Below are 25,202 nucleotides of genomic sequence, written 5' to 3' on the forward strand. Positions count from 1 at the left end.
TAGATGAGAGTTTTACTACAAAGAGTTGCGAATGCAAGCGTTTCAGTCGACGAAGAATGTATAGGTGAAATAAACCAAGGATATTTATTATTAGTGGGTGTTAAAGACACTGATACCGAAGATGATATTGATTACTTGGTTAGAAAGATTACTAATCTAAGAATATTCGCTGATGATGAAGGTAAAACTAATCTAAGCCTTAAGGATATTAATGGAGATATCTTATCTGTATCGCAATTCACATTGTATGCAGATACTAAGAAAGGAAATCGTCCATCTTTTGTAAAGGCAGGTAAACCAGATTTTGCGTCAGACATGTATGATAAATTTAATGAAGAATTAAGACAAGCTGGTAACCACGTTGAAACTGGTAGCTTTGGTGCTGATATGCAAGTTCAGCTACTTAATGATGGACCATTTACAATCTTTTTTGACACTGAAAACAAATAAAAAGAGCTTATTAAAGCTCTTTTTTAATTAGGAGATTATTTTATATGAATATGATTTTTGATTTTGATGGAACCATAATGGATACATATCCAATCATGGTTGACGCGTTTGTAGATTCATTAGTTCAACTCAAGGTCGATGATTTTGAAATTGACGACTATGAAATTAATCAAATTATGAGAAGACATTCCCTTGCTACTTGTTTACAAAAATATTCAGCTCACTTTAACCTAAGTGAATCAATTTTATCTGAATATTATCGTAAAAATGAGAGCGAGAATATAGTGGATGCTAATCTATTTTTAAACATAAAACAGGTGTTAACTAAGAATATCGAAGACGGTGGGAAGAATTTTATTCTTACACATCGTGATGATACAGCAATTAAATTATTGCAAAAACATTCTATCGATACGTTGTTTGCTGAGATAGTTACTAAGAATCATAATTTTAAGCGTAAACCAGATCCTGAATCTTTAAATTACCTTATTAACAATAACAACTTAAATCGAGAAAATACGATTATGGTTGGAGACCGTAAATTAGATATAGATGCGGCACATAATGCTGGAATCAAGGGATGTTTATTTGATCCTGATGCAATGATTAATTCAACAGGGGACCCAGAATTTAACTTTAATAACTACTATGATTTATTAAATTCAGAATTGATCTAGTATTGAAATTACAGATGGAAGATACATTTGGCCAAACATAACTAAATGAGCAGTTAAATAATATAGTTGATAATACTTAATTCTATGTTGCCAACCTTCATCTAGTGGAAAGTTTTGATTATATGATTCATAAAATTCTGAATTAAATCCACCGAAAACTGTACTAACCCCGATGTCAAATTCTCTGTCGCCATAGAAAACATCAGGGTCAATTAAAATTGGTTCACCATTAACAAAAGAAAAATTACCACTCCAAAGGTCACCGTGTAAGATGGATGGAACACTTTTGTGACTTTTCATGTCAATTTTAAAAGAGTTGATAACATTGTTAAATTTATCCAGCTCATTATTATTAATTAATCCTTGATCGATTGCCCTTTGAATAAGAGGAGCTAATCTTTGGTCAATGAAAAATGATGACCAGCTATCTTGCCAATGATTATTTTTAGGAATCTTACCTAAATCAAAATTATGATTCAAACCAAAATTCGAACCAATTTCATGGTGGACATTTGCAAGCAGTTTACCTAGTTTATTTTGATCACCAATGTGGGATAAATCTAACCAATTTTGAATTAGATAACCATCACCATCAATTTCACCATAAGTAACGATTTGAGGTGTTAAACATCTCTCGCTAAGTTTATTAATTCCTTCAACTTCATGTTCAAAGAATTGTTTTCCTTTATTTGGTTGAACTTTCATAAAATATTCTTTGTTATCAGCTACTATTGAATAAGCTTCGTTTATATCACCGCCACTAACCGAAGAAATTTCAGAAACGTTTTGAAATGGTAAATGTTTCAACCATTCACTTGATAATCTACTCATTAATATCACCTCGAGGGCATTGTACAATTTATTTTTTGCTTCGTAAACATTTGAGTTCTTGACTTTTTTATTAAATTACATTAATCTGAAACATGAATAGAATAGTTGCTGATGAAGAAAAGAAAAGTACGGATTTATTTCGAAAAAAGAGAGCGTTAGTTTTGGTGAAATAACGACGAATTGAGTTCGGAAAGACACTTTTTAGGCTAATGGTCTTATACCATTCGTTATTATACGTTACATAAGAGTTAAAAAAAGGTGGTACCGTGCTTTTGCGCCCTTGTCTAAATATTTTTTTAGACAAGGGCTTTTTTTATCAGTTTATAAATACGTTATCGGAGGGATTAACATGCGATATCAACGTCCAAAAGGAACCGCAGATATTTTGCCAGGTGAATCAGAACAATGGCAATTTGTTGAAGAAACAGCAAGAATGCTTTTTTCAGATTACAGATATCAAGAAATAAGAACACCAATGTTTGAAAGCTTCGATGTTTTTTCTAGAACATCAGGTGAAACTTCTGATATTGTTACAAAAGAAATGTATGATTTTTATGATAAAGGTGATCGTCATATTACCTTAAGACCTGAAGGGACTGCAGGGGTCGTAAGATCATTTGTCGAAAATAAATTATTCGGTCCAGACACACCAAAACCAGTTAAGATGTTCTACATGGGACCAATGTTTAGATACGAACGTCCACAATCTGGAAGACTAAGAGAATTTCATCAAATTGGAGTGGAAGCTTTTGGAAGCGAATCACCACAATTAGATGTTGAAGTTATTTCAATGGCTGTTGATTACTTACAACACTTAGGAATCGATGATTTGAGAATTGCAATTAATACCCTAGGTGATAAAGAAACTAGAGCAAACTATCGTCAAGCGCTAATCGACTACTTAGAACCTCATTTTGAAGAATTAAGTGATGATTCAAAGGAAAGATTACACAAAAATCCATTAAGAGTTTTAGATAGTAAAGCTCCAGAAGATCAACTAATTGTTGATGGTGCTCCATCAATTTTGGATTATTTAACTGATGATGCTCAAAATCATTTTGATAAGGTAACCAGAATGCTGGATGGTTTAGGAATCAAATATGACGTTGACCATACAATGGTACGTGGACTAGATTACTATAACCACACTATCTTCGAAATTATGGCTAATGCTAAAGAATTAGGTGAAGGATACACAACAATTTGTGCTGGTGGTCGTTACGATGGACTAGTGGAAGAATTGGGTGGACCACAAATGCCAGGAGTTGGATTTGGATTAGGAGTTGAAAGACTACTATTACTAATGAATTCCAAAGAATTTGTATTTCCAAACTTTAATGCTTTAGATGCGTATGTAGTTGGTATTGGTGAAGAAGCTAGTTTAGAAGCATTTAAGGTTGTGCAAGCACTAAGAGATAATGGTTTCGCTGCAGATAAAGACTATCTAGATAGAAAGCCAAAAGCGCAATTTAAGAGTGCTGACAAGTTAAATGCCAAATTCACCTTAACTTTAGGTGAAAAAGAATTAGAAAATAATACCATTCATTTAAAGAATATGGCAGATGGAAAAGAAATAACTGTTGGAATTAATGATGTTAAAACTCGATTTGCAGAATTATTAAATGAATTTGATTCTGATAATTTATAAAATGAGGAGAGATATGATATGAACCGAACAACTTATTGTGGTTTAGTAGATGAAAGCTTCTTGAACCAAGAAGTGTGTTTAGACGGATGGGTTGCTAAACGCCGTGATTTAGGAAAATTAATTTTCGTTGATTTAAGAGATACAAAAGGAATCGTGCAATTGGTTTTCAGTGACAAAAATAGCGCTAAAGCACTAGAAATCGCTGATCAATTAAGAAACGAATATGTTATCGAAGTTAAGGGAACTGTAGTTGCCAGAAATGAAAAAGAAATTAATACCGAAATCAACACTGGAAAAATTGAAATTGCAGTTTCTGATGTTAAAATTCTAAACAAGTCAGAAAACCCTCCATTTGATATTAAGGATGATATTACTGCGTCTGAAGAAACCAAGTTAAAATATAGATATCTTGATTTAAGAAGACCAGAAGTACAAAAGGGTATTATTTTAAGAAGTAAGATTACCCAAGCGGTTCATCAATACTTCAATGAAAATGGATTTGTGGATATTGAAACACCAAACTTAACTGTTTCAACACCTGAAGGTGCACGTGATTACTTAGTACCATCACGTTTATACCATGGTTCATTCTACGCATTACCTCAATCACCTCAATTATTTAAACAACTATTAATGGGTTCTGGGTTCGACCGTTACTACCAAATTGCTCGTTGTTTTAGAGATGAAGATTTACGTGGTGACCGTCAACCAGAATTTACTCAAATTGATATGGAAACTTCATTCTTAAACGCTGAAGACATTCAAAAGTTAACTGAAGGTCTAATTGTGAAGGTAATGAAAGATACATTAAATATCGATATTAAAGCGCCATTTAAGCGTATTACTTGGCAAGAATCAATGGACCGTTTTGGTACCGACCAACCAGATGTTAGATTTGGTATGGAATTAAAAGACTTGTCAGATGTTGTTAAAGATGTTGACTTTAAGGTCTTTAGCAGTGCAATTGAAAATGGTGGCAAGGTTAAAGCAATCGCAGTACCTGGTGGTGCAGATAAATATTCTAGAAAAGATATTGATAAGTATGCTGCATACATTGAAAGATTTGGTGCTAAGGGATTAGCATGGATGAAGGTTACTGACGAAGGTTTAACTGGTCCAATTTCTAAATTCTTTACTGATGATCAAGTTGTTGCTCAATTATTAGAAGTTACTGAAGCAAAATCTGGTGATTTACTATTATTCGCTGCTGATCGTGAAAAAGTTGTCGCAGATACACTTGGTTACTTAAGATGTGATATCGCAAAAGAACTAGACATGATTCCTGAAAACGAATTCGACTTCCTATGGGTTGTTGATTGGCCATTGTTTGAATATGATGAAGGAATTGACAGATGGGTTCCAGCTCACCATCCATTCACAATGCCAAATGAAGGTGATGAACATTACCTAAATGATGGCGAAGATCCACATAAAGCTCACGCACAAAGCTACGATATTATTCTAAATGGTCTAGAACTTGGTGGTGGATCAATCCGTATCCATACTAAAGAACTACAATTGAAGATGTTGAAAGCTTTAGGCTTTACAAGAGAAAGTGCTCAAGAACAATTTGGTTACTTCTTAGATGCATTAGATTACGGTTTCCCACCTCATGGAGGACTAGCTATTGGTCTTGACCGTTTTGCTAGATTATTGGCACAAACTGAAAACATTAGAGATGTTATAGCATTCCCTAAGAATTCTAAAGCAACTGAACCAATGACAAATGCTCCTGCACCTGTATCTAAGAAACAATTAGATGATCTTGGTTTAGAAAGCGAAGACGAAATTTAATATCAAAAAGGCTTCCCAATAGGGGAGCCTTTTTTTAATCACTATTTGTGTTATACTATTTTCATATTAAATGAGAGGTAATGAGACATATGGACGATGTTCAAAGGATTTGGAGAAGACATCAATATTTAGCAAAAGCTTCAACAGCCTTCATGTATGGAATTATGATTTCCATTGCCATGAACTTTTTTTGGACACCTGGAAAAATTTATTCATCTGGTTTTACCGGGTTATCACAATTAATTAATACACTTTCAGAAAGATTTTTACCATTTGCGATATCGCCATCAATTGGTTTGTTCTGCTTAAACATTCCATTCTTTATACTAGCATGGAAGCAAATTGGACATCAGTTTACCTGCTTTACCATTTTAACTGTTTTTCTAGCCAGTTTTATGATCAAAGCACTTCATCCAGTTTATTTAACCAATGATCCTATGATATGTGCAATTTTTGGGGGAGTGGTTAATGGTTTTGGTACCGGTATGAGTCTGAAAAATGAGATTTCAACCGGTGGTTTAGATATTTTAGGAATTGTTATTCGAAGAAAAACAGGTCGAAGTATTGGAACAATTAACATTGCTTTCAATATCTTTATTATTACCGCGGCAGGATTCACTTATGGTTGGCCATATGCTTTCTACTCAGCGATTGGGATTGTAGTTAACGCTAAAGCAATCGATTTTGCATATACTAGACAGCAAAGAATGCAAGTGTTAATTGTTACAGATCATCCTAAAACGGTTATTGATAGTGTACAAAATCATATTCCTAGAGGAATTACTATCATTCATGGTGCAGAAGGTGCTTACCAACATGACACCAAGACCATTTTATTTACAACAATTTCTAGATATGAAATGTCCGAATTGCAAGAAGCACTGGATGAATCTGATGAACATGCATTTGCTAGTGTGACAGAGGCTTCTACTATATTGGGTCACTTTTATGAGCATAAACTTGAATAATAAAATAAATTTTAATTATTAATTATGTTATAATACTGGATTGTGTGATAGTTTTATTAAAATTTTGGTGGGATATGTTTTGAAAGTCATATATATATGTTTAATTAGATTGGTTTCGTTAATTTGCTTTTTTAAGAAAAAGCAAAATGTAATTTACATAATGAGTTTTGATAATAATTTAGGATTAATTAAATCAATGGCAAGAAAAATGCCAAAAGATAAGACCCTTTATGTTTATTATGAAGCTTCAAATGAAGCAGCTGCTACTGACTTAGCAGCATATGGTATTAAAACAGTACAATTTCAAGAAGGCCTTAAGCTAATAATGGATTTAATTCCAAAAATAATGGCAAGTAATGTTGTTTTTTGTGATAATTACTTTCCATTTATGGGAGGAATTGTTAAATCTAAAAAACTAAAGGTTGTTCAGTTGTGGCATGCAAATGGTGCCATTAAGAAATTTGGCTGGCAAGACCCATCAACTAAAGATAGAAGTAATTCTGATAAGAGAAGGTTCCAAAAAGTATATAATAGCTTTGACGAATACGTTGTTGCATCTGAAACCATGGGACACGTATTTGAAGAAAGTTATCATGTTTCATTTGATAAGATGCAAATGATGGGATATCCACGATCAGACAGACTTTTTAAAGATAAATGGCTTCAAATTGCCAGAAGAAGAGTTTACAGTTTCGCACCACAATTAAAGGATAAACGTGTTATTTTATATGCACCAACGTATCGAGATGATGGACAATCTTTTAATCCTCCTAAGGGATTAATCAAGGCATTATCTAACGATGAAAATGCAATGGTGGTAATAAAATTACATCCATTATTGCGTGACATTGAAAGTAAGTTACAGGAAGAAACCAAATGTCCAAACGTTTTATTCTGTAACCAACTTTCAACAACTGATTTGCTAGCAGTAACAGACACGTTAGTTACTGATTATTCTTCTGTGGCTTTTGATTACTCATTGCTACCTAATGCACATTCATTGTTATTCTTTATGTTTGATATTGAACAATACAAACAAAAGCCAGGATTGCAAGAGAACTTGTTAAATTGGTTACCAACAAATCCAATTAAAACATTGGATGAATTGAAAACAGCAATTAGTGAAAATAAAAAAACAGATTTTACTAATTTTAATAATCATTGGAACAAATATAATGACGGTTTTGCTACAACCAGAGTTATTGATAAATATATAAAAACTTTAAAGTAAAGGAAGTGTGATCGACTTGAAGGAAGTCATTACATTAATTAAAGAACAAATTGAAAATTTACCAATCATGTTTAGAGTATCTAAATATGAAGACAAATCTGACTACCAAAGTCATTATTTAGGAATTATTTGGGCATACCTATACCCAATTATCCAAATCATGATTTATTGGTTAGTTTTCGGGGTTGGATTGAAAAAGGGAACATCTGGAAGTGTTGATTACCTAACTTGGATGGTTATCGGTATCACTCCATGGTTCTACATGAACAGTGTAACTTTAGACGCTTCTAAGAGTATCTATCAACAAGTGGGAATGGTATCAAAAATGAAATTCCCTGTAAGTGTATTACCTTCAATTAAGATTCTTACTAACCTAAGTTCTTTCTGGGCAATGCTTGCTTGTTCAATTATTCTTGGATACTTAAAGGGTGGAGTATTACCTAACATATACTGGATTCAATGGATTTACTACTTCTTTGCAATGATTTGCTGGTTATTGGCATTTGGAATCTTTAACTCTACGGTAACTATTTTGGTTCGTGATTACAGAATTTTCTTACAATCAATCATGAGAGTTCTATTCTACATGTCTGGTGTGCTATTTAACTTTGAAACTAATGCTTTCCCAGCATTCTTTGTTAGATTCTTACAATTAAACCCATTCTTCTACATTGTTTCAGGATTTAGAGAATCAATGTTAGGTGAAGATTGGTTCTGGCAAAAACCTATGTTAATGCTTATTTTCTGGTTAATGGTATTATTCTTCCTATTAATTGGATCACATTTACATTACAAGTTTAGAGCAAGATTCGTTGATTATATTTAATATAAAAGGATTGAACGTTTTTTATGATGAAACTTAAAAAGAAAATAGTTAAATTAATAAAAAAATCAATCAGAAGATGTTTGATTCTTATTAATAATTTCTTGATTATTTTCCCCGTTAAGAAAAACTCTGTAGTTTTTGAGAGTTTTCAAGGCAAAGATATAAATGATAATCCAGCGGCAATTTATCAAAAATGGGTTGAATTATATCCTGAATACAAAAATATCGCATATTTTACAGTTAGAAAGTCTGAATATAAGACTTTTAGTAAATTGTACCCTGATGTAAAAATCGTAAAAAGATTTATGCCAAGATGGGTTTGGGCGATGGCTAGAGCTAATTTCTGGGTGTTTAACTCAAGAACACCTAAATGGTGGAATAAAAACAAGGGAACTGTTTACATGCAAACTTGGCATGGAACACCTTTGAAAAAGTTAGGAACAGACATTGAAAATGTGATGATGCCTGGAACTGATACAGAAAGATATAAAAAGAATTTTACTGAAGAAGCTAATCGTTGGGATTATTTAATCGCTCCAAATCAATACTCTAAGGATATATTTAAACGAGCTTTTGGTTTTAACAACAAGTTCTTAGATATTGGTTATCCTCGTAATGATGTTCTTTATTATGATAATAATGAGTTACAAATCAGTAAGTTAAAAAAGCAATATTTAGGTAGAGATGACGTAAGAGTTATTACCTATGCTCCAACTTGGAGAGATGATAACTATAAGCGTAAAGGAGTTTATAATTTTGAATTACCTTTCAGCTTGGAAGAATTCTTCAACAATGTTGATGAAAATACTTTCCTAATTCTGCGTCCACATTATCTAGTAAAAGACTTTATTGACATTACTGGTTATGAAGATCGTGCATTTATCATGGTAGAAGAAGATATGAGTGATATTTATCTAATGACTGATTTATTAATCACTGACTATTCTTCTGTAATGTTTGATTATGCAAACTTAAAGAGACCAATGTTATTTTATGCTTATGATTTAAATCACTATGAAGATGACATAAGAGGTTTTTACTTCGATTACAGAAGTGAATTACCTGGCCCTGTTGTAGAAAAAGAAAATGATTTCTATAATCAAATTCATGTTTTTACTGAAAATAATGAATACGAAGATTATGTAGAAAAATACAATAAATTTTATGATAAATTCTGTGGATGGGAATCCGAAAATTCTTCAGCAGAATTTGTTAAAATCATGAGGGGGATTAATAATGGAAAGTAAGTTTTTAATTGGTTCACATGTAGGTATGAGCGGATCAACTATGTTTTTAGGATCTGCTAAAGAGGCTGATAGCTATGGCGAAAATGTATTTATGGTCTACACTGGTGCACCACAAAATACTAGAAGAAAGCCAATCGAAGAACTACGTGCTGACGATGGAAAACAATACATGAAAGAACATGACATCTTAGAAACAGTTGTTCATGCTCCATACATTATTAATCTAGGAAATATTACTAAGCCCCAAAATTTTGAATTTGGAATTCAATTTTTACACGATGAAGTAAAAAGAGCTGAAGCTATTGGTGCATCTCAAATTGTATTGCATCCGGGAGCTCATGTTGGTGAAGGTGCCGATAAAGCAATTGCGCAAATTGCTAAAGGACTAAATGAAGTAATTGAACCCGATCAAAAAGTTCAAATTGCATTAGAAACCATGGCTGGCAAAGGGACAGAAGTTGGTAGAACATTTGAAGAAATTGCTCAGATTATGGATGGAGTTACTTTAAATGATAAACTATCAGTTACTTTTGATACCTGTCATACTAATGATGCAGGATATGATGTCAAAAATGATTTTGATGGAGTATTAAATGAATTTGATCATGTTATTGGTTTAGACAAAATCAAAGTAATTCATTTGAATGATTCAAAAAATGATTTTGGGAGTCATAAAGATAGACATGAGATTATCGGATTAGGAACAATCGGTTTCGATGCGCTTAATTACATTGCTCATCACGAAGCTCTTGTGGATGTTCCTAAAGTAATGGAAACACCAGCTGTTGCCATCGAAGGAACTAAGAAAAAAGTATCTCCACATTATTTCGAAGTTAAAATGTTAAAAGAACAAAAATTCAATGATTCATTAATGAATGATATCTTAAACCAATAAAAAAAGAGCGTAAGCTCTTTTTTTATTTATATGAATCAATGTTAAGACTTTCCATGATAATTGTAGCTGTTTCTTCGATAGATTTATCATGAACGTTTATAATTAAACATCCAAGTTGTTTATATAGCTTATCAGCATAATCTAATTCAGCATTGATATTATCGGTACTTGAATAAGGTGTTTCTTCTTCGATTCCATATGATTCCATTCTGGTTTTTCTGATCTTTTGAATATCTGCTGTATCACTAGTTAATCCAAATATCTTATTTGAATCAACATCGAAAACTTCTTTTGGTAATTGAAGGGTTGGACCAATTGGAACATTTGATACCTTTAATTTTTTATTTGCAAGATATAAAGATAAGGGTGTCTTGGAAGTTCTGGAAATACCAAGAATCACGACATCTGCCTTGGTTAAATTTTGTGGGTTACTTCCATCGTCATTTTCAACAGAAAACTCCATTGCTTCAATTCTTTTGAAATATTCATCGTTTAGGTCATGGACAAGACCTGATACTCTTTCTGGATTACTGCCCAGTTGACTACTAATTGCTTTCATTGGTCTTTGTACACAATCAACATTTTGAAGATTATTTTCAGAAGCGAAGTCTTCTATTAGTAAGCTTAGATTAGCATTAACTAGAGTATGGAAAATAACAGCATTTTTTTCTTTTGCAATTTTTAAGATTCCAGCTAGCATAGATTCAGTTGTTATAAATGGATATCTTTCATAAGATATATCAGCAGAATCAAATTGCGCTCCAGCAGTTTTTGCAACCTGCATTGCAGTTTCTCCACTAGAATCAGAAATAGCAAAAATATTAATATGCTTCATTTTTAATCACTCCTTCATAATTCAAATATATTATATCAAGATTATATGATAAAAGTATGCTAGAAATTAAAATGTAATATTGACGTTAATAATATTGTTTTGTATAATTATTAAGAACAGTTTTAATAACTAAAAAATAAAAGATAACTGTTGTATTTCGAGCTCGGAGGGAGGGAATTTTCATATGTCAAAAACAGTCGTTCGTAAAAACGAATCTCTTGATGATGCTCTTCGTCGATTTAAACGTACAGTTTCTAAGAACGGTACTTTACGTGAATACCGTAAACGAGAATTCTACGAAAAACCAAGTGTTAAACGTAAATTAAAATCTGAAGCAGCAAGAAAGCGCAACAACAAGAAAAAAAGCCGTCGCTTTTAATTACTAAAAACGTTCCTGTTATTTCAGGAGCGTTTTTTTTGCTAAAAAATCGAAAGAAGGAATTTATAATGAGTATTGCTAATAATTTAACTGAAGATTTGAAGACTGCAATGAAGGAACACAACAAGGTTTCTCTAAACGTAATTAGATCATTGAAAACAGCTTTAACTAACGAAAAGGTTTCTGTAGGTCATGATTTAACTGACGAAGAAGAACTTACTGTTATTACTCGAGAAGTTAAGCAAGTTAAAGAATCAATCGCTGAATTTAAAAACGGTGGTAGAGACGATTTAGTTGCTGAACAAGAACAACAATTAGAAGTTCTAAGCAAATACGCTCCAGAACAAATGTCAAAAGAAGAAATTGATAAAGTGGTTGAAGAAACTATCAACGAAGTTGGCGCAAGTGCAATGTCTGATTTCGGAAAAGTAATGGGTGCTATTATGCCTAAGGTTAAGGGTAAAGCTGATGGAAACGAAGTAAATCAATCAGTTAAAGCTCATTTAAGCTAGAAATAACTAAAAGTATGATTTAATCATGCTTTTTTATACATATTAATAACTTTTTTAAACTAAAAAGTTGTGCTAATATTTGATTATAAAAATGATAAAAAGGAGTCGCTATATTGACAGAAAATACTGAAGTAACCAAAGAATTCATCATTCATAATTTAGATTTTGAACCTAAGCTATTAGGCGCACAAAATAAATACGTTACAATTCTTGAAGAGGGTATGGATGTTTCTATTAATGCTTTTGGGACAAATGTTAAAGTGTCCGGAAGCGAGGACGATGTTAATAAAGTTATCTCAATTTTTAAAAACTTAATGGATTTAATTCAAAATGGAGTTACTTTAAATAGTAGCGATATCGTATCAGCTATGAATATGGCGAAAAATGATACGCTAAGCTATTTTAAGGATCTATACAATCAAATATTAATCAAAGACTTTAAAGGTAAACCAGTAAGGGTTAAAAACTTTGGACAACGTCAATATGTTCAGTCAGTAAAAAGAAATGACATAACATTTGGGGTTGGTCCAGCCGGAACTGGTAAAACATATTTAGCTGTTGTTATGGCCATTGCTGCGTTAAAACACGGTGATGTAGAAAAAATTATCTTAACTAGACCGGCTGTTGAAGCTGGAGAAAGTTTAGGATTTTTGCCAGGTGATTTAAAAGAAAAGGTTGATCCATATTTAAGACCTATATATGATGCTCTTCACTCCATTTTGGGTAGAGAACATACTGCTAGATTGATGGAAAGAGGAGTAATTGAAATTGCTCCGTTAGCATATATGCGTGGAAGAACATTAGAATCAGCGTTTGTTATCCTAGATGAAGCTCAAAATACTACTACGGCACAAATGAAGATGTTCTTAACACGTCTTGGATTCGGTTCTAAAATGATTGTTAATGGTGATATATCTCAAATTGATTTGCCTAAGCATGCAAGTAGCGGTCTAGTGCAAGCACAAACTATTTTACAAAACGTTGATAAAATTAGATTTGTAACATTTGATTCAAAAGATGTTGTTAGACATCCGGTAGTTGCTAGAATTATCGATGCATATTCTGAATATCAAAAAAATTAATCAAACAGGAGTAATTAGATGGACTTAGAAATTTACGATAAGACTAAAGATGGTGTGGACGAAAAACACGTCGAGTTGGTACAAAATGTTCTTCAGTTTGCAAGCAAGCAATTGAACTTAAAGGATAATACTGAAATGTCAGTAACATTTGTTAATAATGATGAGATTAAGGAAATTAATAGTAAGTACAGGGGCGTAGATCGTGCCACTGATGTTATTAGTTTTGCAATCGAAGATGGAGAAGATGAATTCCCATTAATTATGGATGAAGAAATGGCAGCAGAAATACCCGAAAATATTGGAGACATTTTTGTTTCAATTGACAAGGTATCCGAACAAGCAGAATTTCTAAATCACTCTTATGAAAGAGAATTAGGATTTTTAGTTGTGCATGGCTTCTTGCACTTAAACGGGTACGACCATATGAAACAAGAAGATGAGGATGTTATGTTCCCACTTCAAAGAAAGATAATGGATGATTATGGCCTTGAAAGATAAAAAAGTGCCTAGTAAAAATCGTAATTTTATCGAGTCGCTTAAGCATGCAATTGATGGCTTAATCACTTTATGCAAAACAGAACGTAACTTTCGAATTCATCTTTTGATATCAGTAGTCGTAATTATTTTATCAATTATTTTAAAGATTAAATTAGAGCAATGGATATGGATTTTATTAGCAATCTTTATTGTTTTAATTTCAGAAGTAATTAACACGTTATGTGAATCAATAGTTAATTTAATTGTTGGGCAAGAGTATAATAAGATAGCTAAAAAAACAAAGGATGTTGCAGCTGCAGGAGTTGTGATTGCATCAATCTTTGCAATTATTATAGGATGTATAGTTTATATCCCAATAATATTGGAATTGTAATTTATGGAGGAATATTATGGAATTTGATCCAAACTTTCACTCAGGATTTGTCGCAATCGTTGGTCGACCAAACGTTGGAAAATCAACATTTTTAAACCGAATTATCGGACAAAAAATTGCCATCATGAGTGACAAAGCACAAACTACTAGAAATAAAATTCAAGGTGTTTATACAGATGATGATTCACAAATTGTTTTCTTAGATACACCAGGAATTCATAAACCAATTAATAAACTAGATGATTTTATGGAAAAATCAGCTTTCTCTGCATTAAAGGAAGTTGACGCCGTTTTATTCATGGTTAGTGCTACAGAAACAAGGGGAGCGGGGGATAACTTTATTATCAATCGCTTAAAAGAAATTGATAAGCCCGTTTACTTAATCATTAATAAGATTGATGAAATTAATCCTAATAAATTACTAAGTATTATGGATATTTATAAAAAGGCATTAGATTGGAAAGAAGTATTTCCAATCTCTGCTCTTCAAGGAAACAATGTGGATGAACTAATGGCTAATTTAAAGGCGCTATTACCAGCAGGGCCACAATACTATCCTGAAGATGAAGTGACTGATCATCCGGAACGTTTTATTGTTGCTGAATTAATTAGAGAAAAAATATTAATGTTAGCTAGAGATGAAATTCCATATTCAATCGCTATTGATATTTTAAGCATGAAGACAAATGAACATGGTAATGTTGACATTCAAGCTGATATTTTAGTTGATAGACCTGGACAAAAAGGTATTTTAATCGGTAAGCAAGGTTCAATGTTGAAAAAGATTGGAACATTAGCTAGACAAGATATCGAAGATTTATTAGGCAGTAAAGTCTACTTAAAGCTTTGGGTTAAAGTTCATCCAGGATGGAGAAATGAATCTTCAGTTCTTAAGTCATTAGGATACAAGAAAGATAACTACTAAGAAATTGGTTGGTGAACAGAATGGATTCACAAACTTACATGAATTTTCATGGCATTTTATTATATAGGCGTGATTATAAAGAGAATGACATGCTTGTTAAATTTCTAACAGCAGAAGCTGGTAAGAAGATGTTTTTCATTAGAGGAGCCCGTAAAAGAGGCTTCAAAATGATGGCAGATATTTTACCATTCACTTATGGGACATATTCTGGAAAAATTAATAACGATAATCTCTCATATATATACAGCGGGTTAGATACCAGCCACTATGAAAATATAAGTGAAGACATTTTTCTTAATGCGTATGCTACTTATATTATGTCTTTAATTGATACAGCTTTTGATGATTCTGTACCGATTCCATTTTGGTTTAATCAGTTGTTCGCAGCATTAAGGTTTATCGATAATGGAGTAGATCCTGAAGTAATCACTAACATCATGGAAATCCAATTGTTAGATGTATTTGGTGTTAAACCAGAATTAAGAGGATGTAGCGTTTGCGGTAGAACGAATTTGAATTTTGATTATTCTGAAGCATATGGTGGATTAATATGTCAGAATCATTTTCATTTAGACGAAAACCGGCTCCATTTAGATCAAAAAACAATTTATTACTTAAGAAGATTTTCAATTGTTGATTTAAATCGTTTAGGAAACGTTAATGTCAATGAAACCACTAAGGTTAATTTACGTAAATTACTAGATAAAATATATTCTGACGCAGTTGGAATTCATTTAAAGAGTAAAAAGTTTCTGGATCAAATTAATGATTTAAAATTATAGAATTGATTTTTTGGATTTACTAAACTATAATTAAATTAATTAAATACGAATGGTAATGACAGAAGAATGTTACTAAGATTTTTTCAGCGAGAATAGATTGGTGGAAGCTATTCAATACTTTAGTAATTGGCACTTTTGGAACCAAACAAATCAAGCTGCTGATTAATTTCAGAAGTAGGGTGGAACCGCGAATAATCGTCCCTATGTAATTGGTATTTTATATACTTTTTACATAGGGATTTTTTATGCCATTCGTTTACTAGGAGGAAATAAAATGACAGATAAGTTGTCAATGCAAGATATTATTTTAAAACTACAACAATACTGGTCATCACAGGGATGTATGCTAATGCAAGCTTACGACACTGAAAAAGGTGCCGGAACTATGAGTCCATACACATTTTTAAGAGCTATTGGTCCTGAACCATGGAATGCTGCTTATGTAGAACCATCAAGAAGACCTGCTGATGGTAGATATGGTGAAAACCCTAACCGTTTATACCAACATCATCAATTCCAAGTAATTATGAAACCGTCTCCTGAAAACATTCAAGAATTATACTTAGATAGTTTAAAGGAATTAGGGATTAATCCGGAAGAACATGACATTCGATTCGTTGAAGATAACTGGGAAAATCCTTCAATGGGTTGTGCTGGTGTTGGTTGGGAAATTTGGCTTGACGGAATGGAAGTTACTCAATTCACTTACTTCCAAATCGTTGGTGGTCAAGAAATGAATCCAGTAGCTTCAGAAATCACATACGGTCTTGAAAGACTAGCTTCATATGTGCAAGATGTTAATAATGTTTTTGAACTTGAATGGAGTGATGGTGTTAAATACGGTGATATTTTCAAAGAACCAGAATTTGAACACTCAAAATACAGTTTCGAAGAAAGTAATCAAGACATGCTTTTGAAGATGTTTGATGATTTTGAAGAAGAAGCTAAAAAGCAAATTGCTAACGGATTAGTTCATCCAGCGTATGATTATGTTCTAAAATGTAGTCACACTTTTAACCTTTTAGATGCCCGTGGTGCAGTATCTGTAACAGAACGTGCCGGTTATCTTTCAAGAATTAGAAGAATGGCTAGAGAAATTGCTAAAGCATTTATTGCTGAAAGAAAGAAGCTTGGCTTCCCATTAATTAAAGATGAAAAATTAAGACAATCACTGCTACAAGATGATGAAAACAAGGAGGAAAAATAATGGATCATACATTTTTATTTGAAATTGGTCTAGAAGAAATGCCTGCACATGTTGTAACACCAAGTATTGACCAATTAGTTAAAAAGACACAAGAATACTTGAAAGAACAAAGAATCGACTTTGAAAGTATCAAGCCTTATTCAACTCCTAGAAGATTAACAATTCAAATTACTGGATTGGCTGATAAGCAAGAAGATATTAACGAAACAGTTAAAGGTCCTGCTAAGAAAATTGCTTTAGATGATCAAGGTAATTGGTCTAAGGCAGCAATTGGTTTTACCAAGGGACAAGGTGTAAGTACCGATGACATTACCTTTAAGGAAATTAAAGGAACAGAATATGTATTTGTTGAAAAGCATATTGCTGGAAAAGATGTTAAAGAAGTTTTAATGGGATTAAAAGATGTTGTTACAAGCATGAACTTCCCAACTTTAATGAAATGGAACGTTTATCGTTTAGACTTTATTCGTCCAATTCGTTGGATGGTTGCATTACTTGATGATGAAGTACTACCAATTAAGATTTTGGATGTTGCAGCTTCAAACGTAAGTCGTGGACACCGTTTCTTAGGTAGTGACACTACAATTAATTCTGCTGATGAATATGAAGATAAATTAAGAGAACAATTTGTCATCGTTGATGCTAATAAGAGAAAAGAAACAATTGTTGAACAAATTAAGCAAATTCAAGATGAAAACAATTGGGTAATTAACATTAACAAAGGACTACTAGAAGAAGTTAATAACTTAGTAGAATGGCCAACTGCATTCTTTGGTAAGTTTGAAGAAAAGTATCTTCAATTACCATCAGAAGTATTAATTACTTCAATGAAAGATAACCAAAGATTCTTCTACGTTACTGATAAAGAAAATCAAATTTTACCTTACTTCATTTCAGTTAGAAACGGTAATAAAGATTTTATCGAAAACGTTATTGCTGGAAATGAAAAAGTTCTTACAGCTCGACTAGAAGATGCAATGTTCTTCTACCAAGAAGATCAAGCTAAAGATATTGACTTTTATGTTAACAAACTTAAGAAGGTTAGCTTCCATGATAAAATTTCAACTATTTTTGAAAAGATGCAACGTGTAGAACAAATCGCATCAATCATTGGTAAAAAGGCAAACCTATCTGATCAAGAATTGACAGATGTGAAACGCGCTGCACAAATTTACAAATTCGATTTAGTTACTGGAATGGTTGGAGAATTCTCTGAACTACAAGGTGTTATGGGTGAAAAATACGCTTTAATTAAAGGCGAAAATGCATCTGTTGCAACTGCAATTAGAGAACACTACATGCCAATTTCGGCTAGTGGTGACCTCCCAGAAACTAAGGTAGGGGCTGTCCTATCATTAGCTGATAAGTTTGACAGTATTTTAACTTTCTTTGCTGCAGGTATGATTCCTAGTGGTTCAAATGACCCATACGCACTTAGAAGACAAGCTAACGGAATTGTTAGAATCGTTAAAAACGAAAAATTAAACTTTAATCTTGCTGAATTAATGAATGAATTAATTAGTGCAGAAAAAGATGCTAATGTTGCTCCGGAATTAGACCAAGCCAAGGAAATTCCAGAAATTGTATCATTTATTAAAGATAGAATTGTCAAACAAATGAAATCAGAAAATATCAGACATGATATTATTGATGCTGCTGGAAATTCACAAAATTACAATATTGAATTTATCTTTGATGTGGCAGCTGTGTTAGAACAACATAAAGATGATGCAGAATTTAAAGAATCAGTTGAAGCATTAACTCGTGTTCTTAGAATTTCTGAAAAGAGTGATTTTGCAGAAGATGATTTAAACATTGATGAATCACTTTTCGAAAATGACTCTGAAAAGTCATTACATGCTGCTGTAGAATCAATTAAAAATGATTTCTACACTTTAGGTGCTAATGATGAATACACTAAGCTATTTGACCTTAAGAATGATATCGAAGGATACTTTGATCAAACAATGGTTATGTCAGATAACGAAGCTGTTAAGAATAACCATTTACGTGAATTAACTAAGCTATCTAATATGATTAAATGGTTCGCTGACTTTAATCAACTTATCGTTAAATAAAATTGATAGACAATGCTATTATGCGTTGCTAAAATGTTGTATAATAGTTTTCCATGTTTAAAATAAAAGTCGCACTAAGTGGTGCGACTTTTATGGGTGAAAAGGAGATATGATGCCAATGATTCCTGAAGAAGTAATTGAACAAGTTAGGAACGAAACCAATATTGCTGATATTATTGGTCAATTTGTTGCTCTTAGAAAATCAGGTAGTAATTTAATGGGATTATGTCCATTTCACGATGAAAACAGTCCATCATTTTCTGTGAATGAAGATAGACAATTATTTAAGTGCTTTGGTTGTGGAAAAGGTGGAAATGTTTTCACTTTTATGATGGAACTAGAAAATCTAACATATCCAGAAGCGATTTTGAAGGTCGCTGACATGAGTGGAATTGAAATATCTGATCAATATAAACAAAGCAATAGTCAAAAGCCTAAAATGAATTCAACTGAAACTAAGTTGATTGAGATGCATGAAAAGTCGACTGAAGTATATCATCATATTTTAATGAATACTGAATTAGGCCAAAAAGCGTTGGACTATTTGCATGATCGAGGTTTAACCGACGAGACAATTAAGTACTATCAAATTGGTTTTGCACCTAACAATAATGTTATCAATCGTTTTTTAGTTGAACAAAAGTTTGAATATCAAGACATGCGGAAGTCTGGATTGTTTCTTGAAGATGACGAAGGTAAATTGCGAGATAGATTTTTCAATCGAATCATGTTTCCAATTAAAAATGAATTTGGATCTATAATTGGTTTTTCTGGAAGAGTTCTAAACAAGGAAGACTCAACAGCAAAATATTTAAATAGTCCAGAAACAGACATTTTTAATAAAAGGGATGTTTTGTTTAACTTATCAAACGCAAAAGCGGCAATTAGAAAAAATGATGCTGTTATTCTGTTTGAAGGTTTTATGGATGTTATTTCTGCTTATCAATCAGGCATTGAAAATGGAATTGCTTCGATGGGAACTAGTTTAACTAATGACCAAATCAAAGTAATTAATAGACATTGTAGCAGCGTATATGTTTGTTATGACGGTGATGCTGCTGGTCAAAATGCGATTAATAGGGCACTCTCATTGTTAGGAAATTCAAACCTAACGTTAAGAGTTATCCAAATGCCAGAGGGTATTGATCCAGATGAATATCGTAAGCAGTTTGGCGAAGAAAAATTTGCTGATTATATGAGTAAGTCAATAGAATCTCCTATAGCATTTAAGATGAGATACTATAAGTTAAATCGTAATTTAGATAACGAAACCGATAAATTTAGTTACATCCAAGATGTATTAAAAGAAGTTGCCAAGGTTGACCAACCAATTGAAAGAGATCTTTATATAAATCAATTAGCGGATCAATTTAATCTAAATAAAAACGATTTAACGATGACAATGAATTCGTTCATTCAAAAAAATGACGCGGTCAACCGAGTTAATTATTCTCGAAATGGTAAGAATGATAATAATGCTCAGATGATTGCGCCTATTCAATCAGTTAGATATAGATCTAAAGTTGAAATGGCTGAATTATACTTGTTAAATCGAATATTAATGTCACAAGAACTATGGCAACGATTAATGAGTGTCGATGGATTCGCATTTGTTGATGTTGATTATCAATTGTTATATAACTTGGCACAAGAATATATGGCCACACATGATGAGTATAATTCGGCAGAATTTCAAGATTTTATTAAAGAAGAAAAGCTTAGAAAATTATTGATTGATATTGAAATGTTACAAATAAATGATTCACCATCTGTTGATGAAGTGGATGACTATGTTAATATAATAATGAACGAAGCTCCGATTGATTCACAATTGAAACAAAAGCAAATCGAATTAAATGAAGCTAAACAGCTTGGCGATATAGACAGACAAACTGAAATAGCGATGGAGATTATCCAGTTACAAAAACAAAAGAACCTAGGCGGTCGTGCTTAATCATAGGAGGCATATAAATGGCTGAAAAGAAATTAACCAAAAAAGAACTAAAGGAATCAACTGATGCTTTAATCAAAAAGCAAAAAAAGATTGGTCATGTAACATATGATGATGTTAATGACACAATTGCCGTTCCTTTTAAATTATCTAAGACTGATATGTATGAGTTATTAGAAAAAATTGAAGATGCAGGGATTAGTGTCGTAGACGAAAATGGTGAACCAGATCCAAGAGCGCTAGAAGCTGCAAAGAAAGTTACTCAAACAGAACTAAAGAATACAGCTTCTGCTCCTACAGGGGTAAAGATTAATGACCCTGTTAGAATGTATCTTAAAGAAATCGGTCGAGTACCTCTTTTAACCGCTGAACAAGAAGTTAACTTAGCCCTTAGAATTGAAGAAGGCGATGAAGAAGCTAAACAAGAATTAGCTGAAGCCAACCTTAGATTAGTAGTTTCAATTGCTAAGCGTTATGTTGGAAGAGGGATGCAATTCCTTGATTTAATCCAAGAAGGTAATATGGGATTAATGAAAGCGGTAGAAAAGTTTGATTACCGTAAAGGATTCAAGTTCTCAACTTATGCAACTTGGTGGATTAGACAAGCGATTACTCGTGCAATTGCCGATCAAGCTAGAACAATCAGAATCCCTGTTCACATGGTTGAAACCATTAACAAGTTAATTCGTATCCAACGTCAATTACTTCAAGATTTAGGTCGTGAACCTACACCTGAAGAAATTGGTGCCGAAATGGATATGCCAACTCAAAAGGTTAGAAGCATTCTAAAGATTTCTCAAGAACCAGTTTCTTTAGAAACACCAATTGGTGAAGAAGATGACTCACATTTAGGTGATTTTATCGAAGACCAAGATGCAACTAGTCCTGCTGACCATGCTGCATATGAATTGCTTAAAGAACAACTAGAAGGCGTATTAGATACATTAACTGATAGAGAAGAAAATGTTCTAAGATTACGTTTTGGTTTAGACGATGGACGTACTAGAACCCTTGAAGAAGTAGGTAAGGTGTTTGGTGTTACTCGTGAAAGAATTAGACAAATCGAAGCGAAAGCACTAAGAAAGCTACGCCACCCATCTAGAAGTAAACAATTAAAAGATTTTCTTGAATAATCAAAAAACAGATAGCGATGCTATCTGTTTTTTATTTATAATTCCAGTTATAATATAAGTAATTATATAAGTAGAAAAGGTGCTTTTATGGACGCAAATAATTTATCACAAAGACTAAAAACTGTAGCTGACTTTGTTCCAAAAAATAGTAGAGTAGCTGATATTGGTTCTGATCATGCTTATTTACCAGTTTACTTAATGAAACAAAATCAAATCGAATTTGGTATCGCTAGTGAAGTAGCGAAAGGTCCGCTTGAAAATGCCAAACAAGAAATTTTATCAGAAGGGCTTTCAGATAAAATAGATACAAGACTAGCTGATGGACTGCTATCAATTAATAAAGAAGATAATATAAATTGTGTTACCATTGCAGGAATGGGTGGAACATTAATTCGTCAAATTCTTGAAAATGGAAAAAATCATCTAAGTGGTAATGAAGTATTAGTGTTACAACCTAATGTTGGTGAAAATCGACTAAGAACATGGCTGATGAATAATCATTATGAAATTAAAGATGAAACTATTTTAAGAGAAGATGGTCATACTTACGAAATAATTGTGGCTGAAAAAGTAAACCATGATGTTGAATATTCTGAACAAGAATTGCAATTTGGACCATTCTTATTAAAACAACATTCTGAAGTTTTTGTAGAAAAGTGGCAGAATGAAATTAACCGTATTGAAATGGTAATTGATCAAATGAATCAAGCTAAAAAAGAGAAACCAATTGAAAAAATTCAAAAAATGAAGGATGACATTAACTCAATTAAAGAGGTGTTATAAATATGAACGCTAGTAAATTGATTGAACAATTTGAAAAGTTTTCTCCGAAAGATATCGCGGTTGACCATGATCCAATCGGATTACAAATCGGTGATATCAACCAGGATATTCATAAGGTTTTAGTGACTTTGGATGTTAGACCTGAAGTAGTTGACGAAGCCATTGAAAATAATTGTGATATGATTTTTTCACATCATCCAGCGATGTTTCGTCCGGTAAAAAACATGGATTTATCAGTTCCTCAAAATGCAATGTATGCTAAATTAATTAAAAATAATATTTTAGTTTATTCCGCTCATACTAATTTGGATAATGCTGAAGGTGGAATGAATGACTGGTTATCTGAAGCAATGGATTTAAGAAACGTTGAAGGCTTAGTTAGTCAAGGAATTTATAATGATAACGAATACTTTATGGGTAGAATTGGTGATTTAAAGGAAGAAACCACCGTTTATGAGTTTGCCCAAAAATGTAAAGAATTTTTCAATGTTGATGGATTAAGATTAATTAGTCATCAAGATAATCATAAAGTAAAAAGAGTAGCTGTTTTAGGCGGTGATGGAGGCAAGTTTTATTCTATCGCACAACAAAAAGGCGCTGATGTTTATGTAACAGGAGATGTGTATTATCATGTTGGACATGATATGATTGCAGATAACATGTCTGTAGTAGATCCGGGACATCATATTGAAAGTATTTGTAAGCCATATTTATGCGAAATGCTCAAAGAGTGGTCAAAAGAGTTTGGTTGGCCAATAGATGTGATAAAATCTAATATAAACACTGATCCATATCAATTTATTTAAGGAGTGTACATTATTATGTCTAAGTACGAAGATTTAGTACCACGTTTTATAAATTATGTTAAACAAAATACCAGATCGGATGAAAGTAGTGCCACAATCCCATCATCTAGTCGCCAAATTGATTTTTTAAATAAATTAAAAGATGAATTAAAAGAAATTGGACTAGAAAACGTTAGAACCAACGAAGAAAGTGCATATGTATTTGCAACTTTACCTTCTAATGTTGATGAAGATGTAAAGAAAATTGGTTTTATTTCACACATTGATACAGCAGATTTTAATTCTGAAAATGTAAATCCTCAATTTGTCGAAAATTACGATGGAAAATCAAACATTGCGTTAGGCAATGGTGAATACAACCTAGATCCAAATGTTTTTGAAAGCTTACATAAATATGAAGGCAATACTTTAATTACTACAGACGGTAATACTTTATTAGGTGCAGATGATAAAGCAGGAGTTGCTGAAATTGTATCTTCAATGAAGTACCTAATTGATCACCCAGAAATTAAACATGGTGAAATTGAAGTTGGATTTGGTCCCGATGAAGAAATTGGAACAGGTTCACTTAAATTTGACGTTCAAGATTTCGGTGCTGACATGGCTTACACTGTCGATGGTGGAGCTAAGGGTCAATTACAATACGAAACATTCAATGCTGCGTCAGCAACTGTTGAAATTAAAGGAACCGACGTTCACCCAGGTGAAGCTAAGAACGTAATGGTGAACGCTGCAATTTTAGGGATGGATTTCAATGCTAAATTACCAGCATATGAAAGACCTGAATATACTGACGGTAAGGAAGGCTTCTATTTCTTAATTGAAATGAATGGAACTGCTGACTTTACTAAATTGTCATACATTATCAGAGACCATGATAGAGCTAGATTCGAATCTAGAAAACAATACTTTGCAAAAATCGCTGAAGAAATGAATAAATCATTTGGCGAAGATAGAGTTAAAGTAACCGTAAAAGATCAATACTACAACATGGCAGAAGTAATCGAAAAGAACATGGAAGTTGTTGACTTAGCAAAAGAAGCAATGAACAGCGTTGATGTTACTCCTGATATTTTCCCAGTTCGTGGTGGAACAGATGGTTCAACAATTTCATTTAAGGGCTTACCAACACCTAACTTGTTTGCCGGTGGAGAAAACATGCACGGTCGTTTTGAATATGTTTCTGTTGAAACAATGGAAAAGGCTTGTGATGTTATTATCGCTATCGCTAATTTAAATGTTGAAAAATAATAGTCAATAAAGGTCAAATTATTTGAAAATAAAAGACCTT

At 32.6% G+C, this 25,202-nt stretch carries 25 protein-coding genes; 23 read left to right on the forward strand and 2 right to left on the reverse strand.

What is annotated here, in order from left to right; genetic code table 11:
• Nucleotides 1-3: 3 nt before the first annotated feature.
• On the forward strand, nucleotides 4-450 hold the full coding sequence (gene dtd / locus ABWU86_RS03860; protein ID WP_293792907.1) for a D-aminoacyl-tRNA deacylase: 447 nt from the start codon (nucleotides 4-6) through the stop codon (nucleotides 448-450).
• A gap of 44 nt (nucleotides 451-494) precedes the next feature.
• The gene (locus ABWU86_RS03865; RefSeq protein ID WP_293792906.1) at nucleotides 495-1,127 is read left to right on the forward strand and encodes an HAD-IA family hydrolase; all 633 of its coding nucleotides are present in this window, start codon (nucleotides 495-497) and stop codon (nucleotides 1,125-1,127) included.
• On the opposite strand, the gene ABWU86_RS03870 is transcribed toward ABWU86_RS03865, so the two are convergent.
• Nucleotides 1,113-1,958 (reverse strand): fructosamine kinase family protein, encoded by an 846-nt coding sequence (locus ABWU86_RS03870; RefSeq protein WP_353321528.1) that lies wholly within the window; start codon nucleotides 1,956-1,958, stop codon nucleotides 1,113-1,115. The two genes, ABWU86_RS03865 and ABWU86_RS03870, sit on opposite strands and share 15 nt — an antisense overlap.
• A 349-nt stretch (nucleotides 1,959-2,307) precedes the next feature.
• Here ABWU86_RS03870 and hisS point away from each other — a divergent pair, with 349 nt between their 5' ends.
• The 7 genes from hisS (at nucleotide 2,308) to ABWU86_RS03905 (ending at nucleotide 10,567) form a co-directional block, all read left to right on the forward strand.
• Complete coding sequence (hisS, locus tag ABWU86_RS03875) at nucleotides 2,308-3,606, forward strand: histidine--tRNA ligase (RefSeq protein ID WP_293792904.1); 1,299 nt, start codon at nucleotides 2,308-2,310, stop codon at nucleotides 3,604-3,606.
• Nucleotides 3,607-3,624: 18 nt separating this feature from the next.
• A complete protein-coding gene (gene aspS / locus ABWU86_RS03880; protein ID WP_293792903.1) occupies nucleotides 3,625-5,400 on the forward strand; it encodes an aspartate--tRNA ligase in 1,776 nt (591 codons plus the stop codon).
• 89 nt (nucleotides 5,401-5,489) lie between these two features.
• Nucleotides 5,490-6,368, forward strand: coding sequence for a YitT family protein (locus ABWU86_RS03885; protein ID WP_293792901.1), 879 nt, complete (start codon nucleotides 5,490-5,492; stop codon nucleotides 6,366-6,368).
• A 79-nt stretch (nucleotides 6,369-6,447) separates the two neighbouring features.
• Entirely contained in the window at nucleotides 6,448-7,599 is a 1,152-nt protein-coding gene (locus ABWU86_RS03890) for a CDP-glycerol glycerophosphotransferase family protein (RefSeq protein WP_293792900.1), read from the forward strand.
• Between the two features lie 16 nt (nucleotides 7,600-7,615).
• Complete coding sequence (locus ABWU86_RS03895) at nucleotides 7,616-8,425, forward strand: ABC transporter permease (RefSeq protein WP_053950121.1); 810 nt, start codon at nucleotides 7,616-7,618, stop codon at nucleotides 8,423-8,425.
• A gap of 23 nt (nucleotides 8,426-8,448) precedes the next feature.
• Complete coding sequence (locus ABWU86_RS03900) at nucleotides 8,449-9,672, forward strand: CDP-glycerol glycerophosphotransferase family protein (protein ID WP_353321532.1); 1,224 nt, start codon at nucleotides 8,449-8,451, stop codon at nucleotides 9,670-9,672.
• A complete protein-coding gene (locus tag ABWU86_RS03905) occupies nucleotides 9,662-10,567 on the forward strand; it encodes a deoxyribonuclease IV (protein WP_293792898.1) in 906 nt (301 codons plus the stop codon). The genes ABWU86_RS03900 and ABWU86_RS03905 overlap by 11 nt, the downstream gene beginning before the upstream one ends.
• Before the next feature lie 22 nt (nucleotides 10,568-10,589).
• On the opposite strand, the gene ABWU86_RS03910 is transcribed toward ABWU86_RS03905, so the two are convergent.
• Nucleotides 10,590-11,402 (reverse strand): pyruvate, water dikinase regulatory protein, encoded by an 813-nt coding sequence (locus tag ABWU86_RS03910; protein ID WP_293792896.1) that lies wholly within the window; start codon nucleotides 11,400-11,402, stop codon nucleotides 10,590-10,592.
• A 184-nt stretch (nucleotides 11,403-11,586) separates the two neighbouring features.
• On the opposite strand from ABWU86_RS03910, the gene rpsU reads away from it, so the two are divergent.
• From rpsU to pepT, 14 genes are all read left to right on the forward strand, one after another.
• A complete protein-coding gene (rpsU, locus tag ABWU86_RS03915) occupies nucleotides 11,587-11,781 on the forward strand; it encodes a 30S ribosomal protein S21 (RefSeq protein ID WP_034530758.1) in 195 nt (64 codons plus the stop codon).
• A gap of 68 nt (nucleotides 11,782-11,849) precedes the next feature.
• Nucleotides 11,850-12,293 carry a GatB/YqeY domain-containing protein gene (locus ABWU86_RS03920; RefSeq protein ID WP_293792887.1) on the forward strand — a complete coding sequence of 148 codons (444 nt, stop codon included), beginning with the start codon at nucleotides 11,850-11,852 and terminating at the stop codon, nucleotides 12,291-12,293.
• A 113-nt stretch (nucleotides 12,294-12,406) separates the two neighbouring features.
• Nucleotides 12,407-13,375: a PhoH family protein gene (locus ABWU86_RS03925; protein ID WP_353321535.1), complete on the forward strand. Its 969-nt coding sequence runs from the start codon at nucleotides 12,407-12,409 to the stop codon at nucleotides 13,373-13,375.
• Between the two features lie 18 nt (nucleotides 13,376-13,393).
• Nucleotides 13,394-13,873 carry an rRNA maturation RNase YbeY gene (ybeY, locus tag ABWU86_RS03930; RefSeq protein WP_293792884.1) on the forward strand — a complete coding sequence of 160 codons (480 nt, stop codon included), beginning with the start codon at nucleotides 13,394-13,396 and terminating at the stop codon, nucleotides 13,871-13,873.
• Nucleotides 13,857-14,246, forward strand: coding sequence for a diacylglycerol kinase family protein (locus tag ABWU86_RS03935; protein WP_293792881.1), 390 nt, complete (start codon nucleotides 13,857-13,859; stop codon nucleotides 14,244-14,246). The genes ybeY and ABWU86_RS03935 overlap by 17 nt, the downstream gene beginning before the upstream one ends.
• Before the next feature lie 16 nt (nucleotides 14,247-14,262).
• On the forward strand, nucleotides 14,263-15,171 hold the full coding sequence (era, locus tag ABWU86_RS03940) for a GTPase Era (protein ID WP_293792880.1): 909 nt from the start codon (nucleotides 14,263-14,265) through the stop codon (nucleotides 15,169-15,171).
• Between the two features lie 20 nt (nucleotides 15,172-15,191).
• Nucleotides 15,192-15,953, forward strand: coding sequence for a DNA repair protein RecO (gene recO / locus ABWU86_RS03945; RefSeq protein WP_293792879.1), 762 nt, complete (start codon nucleotides 15,192-15,194; stop codon nucleotides 15,951-15,953).
• A 274-nt stretch (nucleotides 15,954-16,227) separates the two neighbouring features.
• Nucleotides 16,228-17,160, forward strand: a complete 933-nt coding sequence (gene glyQ, locus ABWU86_RS03950) for a glycine--tRNA ligase subunit alpha (protein ID WP_053950112.1) — start codon at nucleotides 16,228-16,230, stop codon at nucleotides 17,158-17,160.
• Nucleotides 17,160-19,238: a glycine--tRNA ligase subunit beta gene (glyS, locus tag ABWU86_RS03955; protein WP_293792878.1), complete on the forward strand. Its 2,079-nt coding sequence runs from the start codon at nucleotides 17,160-17,162 to the stop codon at nucleotides 19,236-19,238. Before glyQ ends, glyS begins: the two co-directional genes overlap by 1 nt.
• A gap of 109 nt (nucleotides 19,239-19,347) precedes the next feature.
• Nucleotides 19,348-21,192 carry a DNA primase gene (gene dnaG, locus ABWU86_RS03960; RefSeq protein WP_293792877.1) on the forward strand — a complete coding sequence of 615 codons (1,845 nt, stop codon included), beginning with the start codon at nucleotides 19,348-19,350 and terminating at the stop codon, nucleotides 21,190-21,192.
• 17 nt (nucleotides 21,193-21,209) lie between these two features.
• Entirely contained in the window at nucleotides 21,210-22,322 is a 1,113-nt protein-coding gene (rpoD, locus tag ABWU86_RS03965; protein ID WP_293792875.1) for an RNA polymerase sigma factor RpoD, read from the forward strand.
• 87 nt (nucleotides 22,323-22,409) lie between these two features.
• Nucleotides 22,410-23,105 carry a tRNA (adenine(22)-N(1))-methyltransferase gene (locus ABWU86_RS03970; protein ID WP_293792874.1) on the forward strand — a complete coding sequence of 232 codons (696 nt, stop codon included), beginning with the start codon at nucleotides 22,410-22,412 and terminating at the stop codon, nucleotides 23,103-23,105.
• Nucleotides 23,106-23,107: 2 nt separating this feature from the next.
• Nucleotides 23,108-23,911, forward strand: coding sequence for a Nif3-like dinuclear metal center hexameric protein (locus ABWU86_RS03975; protein ID WP_353321540.1), 804 nt, complete (start codon nucleotides 23,108-23,110; stop codon nucleotides 23,909-23,911).
• Between the two features lie 15 nt (nucleotides 23,912-23,926).
• Nucleotides 23,927-25,162: a peptidase T gene (pepT, locus tag ABWU86_RS03980; RefSeq protein WP_293792871.1), complete on the forward strand. Its 1,236-nt coding sequence runs from the start codon at nucleotides 23,927-23,929 to the stop codon at nucleotides 25,160-25,162.
• The last annotated feature ends 40 nt before the right edge of the window (nucleotides 25,163-25,202 follow it).

It is taken from the genome of Apilactobacillus pseudapinorum (assembly GCF_040369555.1).
Taxonomy (GTDB): domain Bacteria; phylum Bacillota; class Bacilli; order Lactobacillales; family Lactobacillaceae; genus Apilactobacillus.